9 protein-coding genes are annotated in these 8665 nt (G+C 68.4%); 4 read left to right on the top strand and 5 right to left on the bottom strand.

Annotation, left to right across the window (positions count from 1 at the left end; all coding sequences use genetic code 11):
- A partial coding sequence (locus tag ACFTZB_RS39450) for an MFS transporter (protein WP_378440439.1) occupies positions 1–1210 on the bottom strand: 1210 nt, incomplete at its 3' end.
- A gap of 155 nt (positions 1211–1365) precedes the next feature.
- On the opposite strand from ACFTZB_RS39450, the gene ACFTZB_RS39445 reads away from it, so the two are divergent.
- The gene (locus ACFTZB_RS39445) at positions 1366–1809 is read left to right on the top strand and encodes a MarR family winged helix-turn-helix transcriptional regulator (RefSeq protein ID WP_378440437.1); all 444 of its coding nucleotides are present in this window, start codon (positions 1366–1368) and stop codon (positions 1807–1809) included.
- 41 nt (positions 1810–1850) lie between these two features.
- On the opposite strand, the gene thpD is transcribed toward ACFTZB_RS39445, so the two are convergent.
- The 4 genes from thpD to ACFTZB_RS39425 are packed head-to-tail and all read right to left on the bottom strand — an operon-like array spanning position 1851 to position 4983.
- The gene (gene thpD, locus ACFTZB_RS39440) at positions 1851–2765 is read right to left on the bottom strand and encodes an ectoine hydroxylase (protein WP_378440435.1); all 915 of its coding nucleotides are present in this window, start codon (positions 2763–2765) and stop codon (positions 1851–1853) included.
- Positions 2766–2801: 36 nt separating this feature from the next.
- Complete coding sequence (locus tag ACFTZB_RS39435; RefSeq protein WP_378440433.1) at positions 2802–3479, bottom strand: GntR family transcriptional regulator; 678 nt, start codon at positions 3477–3479, stop codon at positions 2802–2804.
- Positions 3466–4206 (bottom strand): maleate cis-trans isomerase, encoded by a 741-nt coding sequence (locus tag ACFTZB_RS39430; RefSeq protein ID WP_378440431.1) that lies wholly within the window; start codon positions 4204–4206, stop codon positions 3466–3468. The genes ACFTZB_RS39435 and ACFTZB_RS39430 overlap by 14 nt, the downstream gene beginning before the upstream one ends.
- Positions 4207–4239: 33 nt before the next feature.
- Positions 4240–4983, bottom strand: a complete 744-nt coding sequence (locus ACFTZB_RS39425; RefSeq protein ID WP_378440429.1) for an Asp/Glu/hydantoin racemase — start codon at positions 4981–4983, stop codon at positions 4240–4242.
- An 80-nt stretch (positions 4984–5063) separates the two neighbouring features.
- Here ACFTZB_RS39425 and ACFTZB_RS39420 point away from each other — a divergent pair, with 80 nt between their 5' ends.
- The 3 genes from ACFTZB_RS39420 to ACFTZB_RS39410 all read left to right on the top strand — a co-directional run.
- A complete protein-coding gene (locus ACFTZB_RS39420) occupies positions 5064–6038 on the top strand; it encodes a D-2-hydroxyacid dehydrogenase (RefSeq protein WP_378440427.1) in 975 nt (324 codons plus the stop codon).
- A 36-nt stretch (positions 6039–6074) separates the two neighbouring features.
- Entirely contained in the window at positions 6075–7445 is a 1371-nt protein-coding gene (locus tag ACFTZB_RS39415; RefSeq protein WP_378440425.1) for an amidase, read from the top strand.
- Between the two features lie 128 nt (positions 7446–7573).
- The coding region (locus ACFTZB_RS39410; RefSeq protein ID WP_378440423.1) for a hypothetical protein at positions 7574–8665 on the top strand (1092 nt) is incomplete at its 3' end.

Genomic DNA, 8665 nt, shown 5'->3' with positions numbered 1-8665 from the left:
GTGTTCGGGTGTGTACCGTCCTCGTCTTCCGTGAGCGGACACATCGCTGATCTTTCGACCGGCGGTCGAGTGCGGTGGCGACGAGGAGGACGGCGAGCGCGGCCACGGTCAGTGCGGCACCCATCCAGATCGGGGACGTGAAGCCGAGTCCCGCGGCGATGGTGATACCACCGAGCCAGGCCCCGAGTGCGTTGCCCACGTTGAAGGCGGCGATGTTGGCGCCGGACGCCATGGTCGGCGCCTGCGCCGCGTAGTTCATGATGCGCATCTGCAGTCCGGGGACGGTCGCGAATCCGAAGGCGCCCATGAAGAACAGGGCGACGATCGTCATCGGCTTGCTGCCTGCGGTGAGCGCGAACACGACGAGGACGACGGTGAGCACGGCGAGGACCGTGGTCAGCGTGCGGGTGAGGGCCTTGTCGGCGGCGCGTCCGCCGAGGACGTTGCCGACGAACAGGCCGCCGCCGAAGAGCACGAGAAGCCACGGGACGCTGGTCGACGCGAATCCGCCGACCTCGGTGAGGGTGAACGCGATGTAGGTGAACGCACCGAACATGCCGCCGAATCCGAGAATGGTGACGGCGATCGAGAACCACACCTGCGGATTCCGGAAGGCCCGCAGTTCGCTGCGCAGACCGGCAGGTTCCGGTGCGTCCGTCGGACGGGACACGGACGGCACCAGCGCGGTGATGCCGATCAAGGCCACGACGCCGATGACGGTGATGGCCCAGAACGTGGAGCGCCAGCCGAACTGCTGGCCGAGGAACGTGCCGAACGGGACGCCGAGAACGTTGGCGATCGTCAGTCCGGCGAACATCGTCGCGATCGCGGCGGCCCGCTTGCTCGCGGGCACGAGGTCCGCGGCGAGGACCGACCCGATGCCGAAGAATGCGCCGTGGCACAGGGCCGCGAGGACGCGTCCGCCCATCATGACCTCGTAGGTCGGGGCGAGCGCCGACAGCAGGTTGCCGCCGATGAACAGCACCATCAGCGCCTGGAGGACTGTTTTGCGGTCGAATCGGGTGACCGCCGCGGTGATGACGATGGCACCGACGGCGACGGAGAGGGCGTAGCCGGAGATGAGGTAGCCGGCCACGGACTCGCTCACCTGAAAGTCGGCCGACACCTCCGGCAGCAGTCCCATGATGACGAATTCGGTGAGACCGATCCCGAAGCCGCCCATTGCGAGGGCGAGCAAACCCAGTGGCATCGCGGCCACTCCTTTCGTACAGACTCGAGAGATAAGAGCGCTAGCTCGAATACCGCGTCTGCAGTAGTTGCAGGCGCGTCATAAATAATTGCACACGCCTGCTACGTGCGCAAGCTGGTATTCTGACCTGGCACTCGTATCCACAGGAGGTGGCCATGGCAGTCGCTGACGACGCCGTCGAGATCCGGTCGCAGGGATGGCGCACGCTCGCGGCCCTGCACGGTCTGCTCGAGGCGGAACTGGAACGCGCCCTGCAGCGGGGTCACGACCTCTCGGTGGTCGAGTACACGGTGCTCGACGCACTGAGCCGCCAGGACGGCTGGCACATGCGGATGGCGCAGCTCGCCCGCGCGGCGGCGCTGAGCAGCAGCGCCACCACCAGGCTGGTGAACCGATTGGAGAACCGCGGCCTGCTCACCCGGATCCTGTGCGACGACGACCGTCGCGGCATCTACACCGAACTCACACCCGCGGGCCGGGCGGCACTGGACGAGGCGCGTCCCACCCACGACGCCACCCTGGAGTCGGCGCTGGACCGGGCGGCCGAGGTTCCCGAACTCGCCCACCTCGCCCGCACCCTGCACGAGCTCCCCACATAGGTGAGCGGCAAAGCGTGCGGGAGCACACTTTGCCGCTCACGTCAGGACAGCGGCGTGAAGTCGCGCGACGCGATGTAGTCCGGCCGCGGCCGCGGTGCGGCGAACGGCTCGACGAGCGTGTTCTCGACACTGTTGAACACGAGGAACAGATTCGACCGCGGGTAGGGCGTGATGTTGTTGCCCGACCCGTGCATGACGTTGGAGTCGAACCACAGCGCGGTGCCGGCCGCACCGGTGAACTGGTCGATCCCGAACTCCGCGGCCATCCGGGTCACGTCTTCCCGGCGCGGAACCCCGACCTCCTGCTCGACGAGGGACGACGTGTAGTTGTTTTCGGGGGTGGCACCGACGCACTGGACGAACCGCGTGTGCGAACCGGGCATCACCATCAGCGACCCGTTGAACGGGTAGTTCTCGGTGAGCGTGATCGAGCAGCTGACGGCCCGCGGCACGGGCAGTCCGTCCTCGGCGTGCCAGGTCTCGAAGTCCGAGTGCCAGTAGAAGCCGGTGCCCTTGAAACCGGGCATCGAGTTGATCCGGCTCTGGTGGATGTAGACGTCGGAGCCGAGGAGTTGCCGTGCGCGGTCGAGAATCCGGCCGTCGCGGATCAGCGCGGCGACCACGTCGCTGCGCCGGTGGACGTCGAAGACGGACCGGACCTCGTCGGAACCGCGTTCGGTGATGACGCGACCGCTGTCGCGCATCGACGGGTCCCGGGACAGCCGGTCGAGTTCCTCCCGGCACGACGTCACTTCGCCGGCGTCGAGGAGGTTGTCGACGATGGTGAAGCCGCGCGCCTCGTGTCCGGCGAGAGCGGCCGCGTCGAAGGGTCCGTCTGCGGGTGTACCCCAGACGGCGGGTTCGTTGCGTTGGAGCATCGATGGCCCGGAGGCGATCCGAGTGGGGTAGCGATCGTGGCGGTTGGTGTGTCCCTGAACCTCAGCTACCTGAGTCATTGTCCCTCCTCGGCAGTTACCTCTACTGCGCTGTCGCTACGACGACAGCGTCTTCTGATCGGCGCGGAGCCGCTGGACGGCGTCGTCCAGGTGTTCGGCGAGCAGTTTCTGCACGTCGCCGGCCGTGCCCGACCGGATCGCCTCGCGCAGAGCGGCGTGTTCCTGCGCCTGCTCGCGGATGTCGTCGTAGGTGGTCTGCAATGCACCCAGGCACATCCGGGTCTCGATCAGCAGCGTCCGCGCGGCGCGGATGAGTCGCGGGCTCTGCGCGCTTTCCACCAGGATCTGATGGAACTGCTGATCGGCGTCCGAGACGGCGGCGGCGTCGCCGCGCTCGGCCGCGGCCTGCATCACGAGGACGGTGGCTTCGAGCGCCAGGTAGGTGGCTTCCCGGCGACCGTCGGCGAGAATCATCTCGAGGGCCCCGCGCTCGATGACCGACCGGCTGCGGTATACGTCGACGACGTCGTCGAGGGTCAGTTCCGTCACGAAGATGCCGCGGTGACGGATGCTGTGCAGTATGCCCTCGGACACGAGCCTCTGCATGGCTTCGCGCAGGGGTCCGCGCGAGACCTGGAAATGCGCGGCCAGTTCCGCCTCGCCCAGCTGTGCACCCGGTTCGAGCGCACCCTTCATGATGGCGACCCGCAGGCGGTCCGCGATGAATTCGGCAGTCGATTGACGACTGACGGGTTCCAGGTCAGTCAGAGCCATGACTGTGGCCTTTCTCGAACAAGGTTCCTAACGACGGGTGCACCGCCGTGTGGCCCGCAAGACGCAGGCCTTCCCAGATGGTCACCTGGTTTGCCGTGAGGACCGGCTTGCCGAGGCGCTGCTCGAGAGTACTCAGCGCGCCCAGCGTCCTCATGGCCGTGTCGGGGATGAGCAGGGCTTCGGCGTCCGGGTGGTCGTTCTCCACCGCGAGTTCCACCACGGATTCGGGGCTGAGCTGACCGACCTCGGCGGCGGTGTCGATTCCCGCACTAGACATCGACAGCACCTCGATGCCGGCGGCGGCGAGGAATTCGACGAACAGCTTCGCGACGTCCTCCGGGTAGCTCGCGGCCACCGCGACCCGGGTGATCCCCAGGGCGTGCACGGCGTTGACGAACGCGAAACTGGTGCTGGACGTGGGCACACCGGTGGCGGCGGCGAGCGTCTCGGCCTGCTGCTTCGCACCGTCGGGGCCGTAGACGAAGCTGCCCGACGTGCACGCCCACACGACGGCGTCCGGCTTCTCGTCGGCGAGCAGCGCGGCACCGCCTGCGAGCTTCTCGGGGCTGCCGAGGTCGAGCAGTTCGGGCACGGCGTGCAGGTCGGTGCCGTAGATGTGCACGACCGGCAGATCCACTCCGAGCATTTCCGCGGCGAAGGGGTAGTCGTCTTCGGCGGCGTGGTCGGGGTAGATGAATCCCACCGTGGGGGTCGGCGTGCTCGTCATGCGCTCTCCTCTTTTCGTGTCGTGAGGGGTGTGTCAGAAGACGTTGCGGAGCCACTTGCCCGGCCCCGTCATGGGGAGTTTCATCCGGCCCAGACAGGCCCAGATCGTGAGCTGGTTGGCGGTGAGGACCGGTTTGCCGAGTTCCTGCTCGATCGGGGCGATGATGTCGTAGGTCGGCAGGTTGGTACAGCTGACGAAGATCGCCTCCGATCGTGGGTCGTCCGCCGCGATGATCCGCTCGGCGATCGTGCGGTAGTTGACCTTCCAGATGCCGCCGCCGAGCCCGAGGTGATCGGAACGCACCACCTCGGTGCCGGCCTCGTTCAGGAACGCGTGCAACCGTTCGGTCAGCGGGGCGTCGTACGGCGTGATCACCGACAGCCTGCTCAGCTCGAGGTGTTCGATCGCCTCGACCAGCGCCCCGGACGTGGTGATCGCGTGCAGGGCGCCGGCCTCGCAGATCGCGTCGCACAGCGTCCGCTCGTATTCGAGGCCCTTGATGAAACTTCCCGACGTGCACAGATACGCCACGACCTCGGGCTCGACGTGCAGGACGTCACGCGTCGCCGCCATGAGGTGTCTTCGCTCGGAGACGAGTTCGGCCATCTCCAGGCTGACGGGCACGGGTTCGTACGGCGTGCGCGCCAGATGCAGGCTCACCTCGAGGGGAGCCCAACGCCACAGTTCGCGTTCGAGCGCCAGGTCGAACGGGGCGATGATGCCTATTCCCCGTTGCGCGATCGGCCCCTCGAATTCGGGAATGTTCAGTTCCAACACCAGGCCTCACCTTCGATTCGGCCGCGCCCGAGCATTTTCAGATTGTTGACAATCATACGAGTTACTCTTACGGTGTCAACGTGAGTCGGAACCCGATCGTCGCGGTGCTACATGCCCACGTTCTGCCGAGCGACGAACTCATGGCACCGGTCGCGTCCCGTGCCGAAGTTCGCTACACCGGCAAGGCGGGGCTGAGCGACGCCCTCGACGGCGCGGACGTGCTGTTCCTCTACGACTTCCTCACCGATGCGGTGCCCGGAGCGTGGCATGCCGCCGGTTCCCTGCAGTGGCTGCACATCGCCGCGGCCGGCGTCGATCCCGTCATGTTCCCCGAGGCCCGCGACAGCGACGTCACGATCACCAACTCCCGGGGCGTGTTCGACGGCGCGATCGCCGAATACGTGCTCGCCCAGATCCTCTCCTTCGCGAAGGATCTGCCGGGTTCGCTGCGACTGCAGCAGTCCCACACGTGGCAGCACCGCGAATCCGAACGAATCGCGGGCCGCACCGCCCTGATCGTCGGCACCGGACCCATCGGCCGCGCCATCGCTCGGCTTCTCCGCGCCGCGGGGATGAAGGTCAGCGGATCGGGTCGCACCGCCCGGGGTGCCGATCCCGACTTCGGGACGGTCACCTCCACCGAAGATCTGCCGCAGCAACTCGCCGTCGCCGATTACGTGATCGCGGTGGCCCCGCTCACCGAGCAGACCCGCCACCTGTTCCGCGATACGACGTTCGCCGCGATGAAGCCGGGCGCCCGGTTCGTCAACGTCGGACGGGGTGAGCTCGTGCGCACCGACGACCTCGTCGCCGCACTGCGGGCAGGAACGATCGCGGGCGCCGCGCTCGACGTGTTCGACACGGAACCGCTCCCCGCGGACCATCCGCTCTGGGACATGCCGAACGTGTCGATCACGCCCCACAATTCCGGCGACTTCGCCGGCTGGCGCGACGACCTCGTCACCGTGTTCACCGACAATTTCGAACGCTGGGTGACGGGGTACCCGCTCGAGAACGTAGTTGACAAGCACCTCGGGTACGTACCGAGCCGATGATGACAGGGCCCGAACGTCCAGGCTGAAGGAGTTCTCATGAATCCCACCGACATGACCGCCGTCGAACTGGTCACGGCCTACTCGTCCGGAGAACTTTCGCCGGTGGAAGCCACGCAGGCGATGCTCGACGCCATCACCGAGCGTGATCGCGACATCAACTCCTACTGCCTCGTCGACGAGGAGCGGGCGCTCGCGCAGGCCCGCAAGTCCGAGGAGCGCTGGAACACCGGCTACTCCAAGGGACTGCTCGACGGCGTCCCGATCTCCATCAAGGACATCTTCCTCACCGACGGCTGGCCGACGCTCCGCGGATCGCAGGCCGTCGACGAGGACCAGCCGTGGGACGTCGACAGTCCCGTGGCCGCCCGGCTGCGCGAGGACGGGATGGTGTTCCTCGGCAAGACCACGACCCCCGAGATCGCGTGGAAGGCCGTCACCGACAGCGCCTTGTGCGGCATCACGCGCAACCCCGCCGACCCGACCAAGACGGCCGGTGGATCGTCGGGCGGCAGTGCCGCGGCGGTCGCGGCGGGTCTCGGCCCCTGCTCCGTCGGCACCGACGGCGGCGGCAGTGTGCGGATCCCCGCGTCGTTCTGCGGCGTCGTCGGTTTCAAGCCCACCCACGGTCGGATCCCCCTGTTCCCGGCGAGCCCGTTCGGGCCGCTGGCGCATGCCGGCCCGATCACCCGCACAGTCGAGGACGCGGCGCTGCTGATGGACATCCTGGCGCTGCCCGACCCACGCGACCCCACGTCGCTCGCCCCGTTCCCGACCACCTTCCGCGGCGAGATCGGCCGCGACGTGGTCGGACTCGGCGTCGCGTACTCCCCCACGCTCGGCTACGTGACCGTCGATCCGGAGGTCCGGGCGATCGTCGACCGGGCGGTGCAGGCGATCGACGCCGCGGGTCTGCCGGTCACCGCCGCCGACCCCGGGTTCGGCGATCCGATCGACGCCTTCGAACTGCTGTGGGCGGCCGGGGCCGCGGCCATGCTGAAGAACTTCCCGGACGGGGCACGCGACAAGGTCGACCCGGGCCTCGGCAAGGTCTGGGAACGGGGCGAGAAGTTCAGCGCGGTCGACTATCTCGACGCTCGCGCGGTCGCCGCGGACATCGGCATCACGATGGGAAAATTCCATCTGATGCACAACGTCCTGCTCACACCGACCGTCCCCATTCCGGCTTTCGAGGCGGGGTACGACGTGCCGCCGGGCAGCGACCTCACCGGCTGGCCGCAGTGGACGCCGTTCACGTACCCGTTCAACCTGACGCAGCAACCGGCGATCAGCATCCCGGTCGGTCGCACCGCGGCGGGTCTGCCGGTGGGCCTGCAGATCATCGGCCCCCGGCATTCGGACGACCTCGTGCTCGCGGTCGCGCGCTACGCGGAGCACGTCCTCGGCTAGGTCGGCCGAAAAGCACACGATTCGCGCCGCATCCGAGGATGATCAGGGTGAGGCCCGGTGCTGCGAACGTCTGCTCTGCTGCCGGGTGACGGTTGCCTGACAGGAGTTTTCGGGGTCGGGAGGAGTAGATGACAGCAGTGCCGGTGTCCGGGGTCCCGCCGCATTCGCCGCAGGACGGGGGCCCGTTCGCCCCGGGCATGCTCGTCGCTACTCGATACACACTCCTCGGACGATTCGCCGGACCCGGCTGGGTGCAGTGGTGGCACGCGCACGACACCGAACTGTGCAGGGACGTCTCGCTCAGCCTCGTCGACGCCGCCCATCTCCGCGCCACCGACACCCGTCCGGATCCGGTTTCCCGGTTCTGCCGGAACACCACGGGGACCAGCTTCAGCCACGAGGGGCGGATCGCGCAGGTCTACGACATCGCGGCGGTCGGCGACCGGATCGCCGTGGTCGCGGAATGGACGCCCGGATGGCGTGTCGCGGATGTCGCGCGCACGGTTCCGCGGCCGTTGGACGCCGCGCGCATCGTGCGCGACCTCGCCGCCGCCACCGCGGACGCACATCATTTCGGCGCCCGCATCTCGCTCGATCATCCCAACCGGGTGCGGATCTCCCGGGAGGGTCTCGCGGTCCTCGCCTTCCCCGCCACCCTTGCCGACGACAGCACGGCCGACGACGTCGCCGGCCTCGGCGCGCTGCTGTACGCGTTGTTGCTCGGCACGTGGCCGCTGCCTTCGTCCGGCGAGACCCTCGCGGCCGGACTTCCCCCCGCCGGCCGTCGGGGTGACGGTTCCGTCGTCCCGCCGCATCGAGTGCGACCCACGATTCCCCGGCGGCTGTCCGACGTGGCCGTGAACGCCCTCACCCGGCAACCCGGAATGGACACCGCGCAGGCGGTGGTCGACGCCCTCGACCGGATGCTGGCCGACGCGCGGGCTCGGTCGGCTCCCGCGTTCGCCCCGAAGAAGAAGGTCCGCCCGAAGCCCGACGACCGGTCGGCCCGACCGAGGACGCCGCTTCCCGCGATGAGCGCCGCGCTCGCCGTGGTCGTCGCCCTCGGCGCCGCCGGGTGGGCGATCGGCACCGCGTTCACCGCGTCGGACGCCCCGCCCGCGGCCGTCGCGGACAGCACGCTCAGCGAGATCGCGCCCGCGCCGGAACCCGACCCGGTGCCGCTGATCCCGTCGTCCGCGACCGTCTACTCCCCCCAGCAC

Source organism: Rhodococcus sp. NPDC057014 (assembly GCF_042673295.1).
Classification (GTDB): Bacteria; Actinomycetota; Actinomycetes; order Mycobacteriales; family Mycobacteriaceae; genus Rhodococcus_F.
Note: the sequence above shows the minus strand (reverse complement) of the source record. Positions and strands in the feature narration are given on the sequence as shown.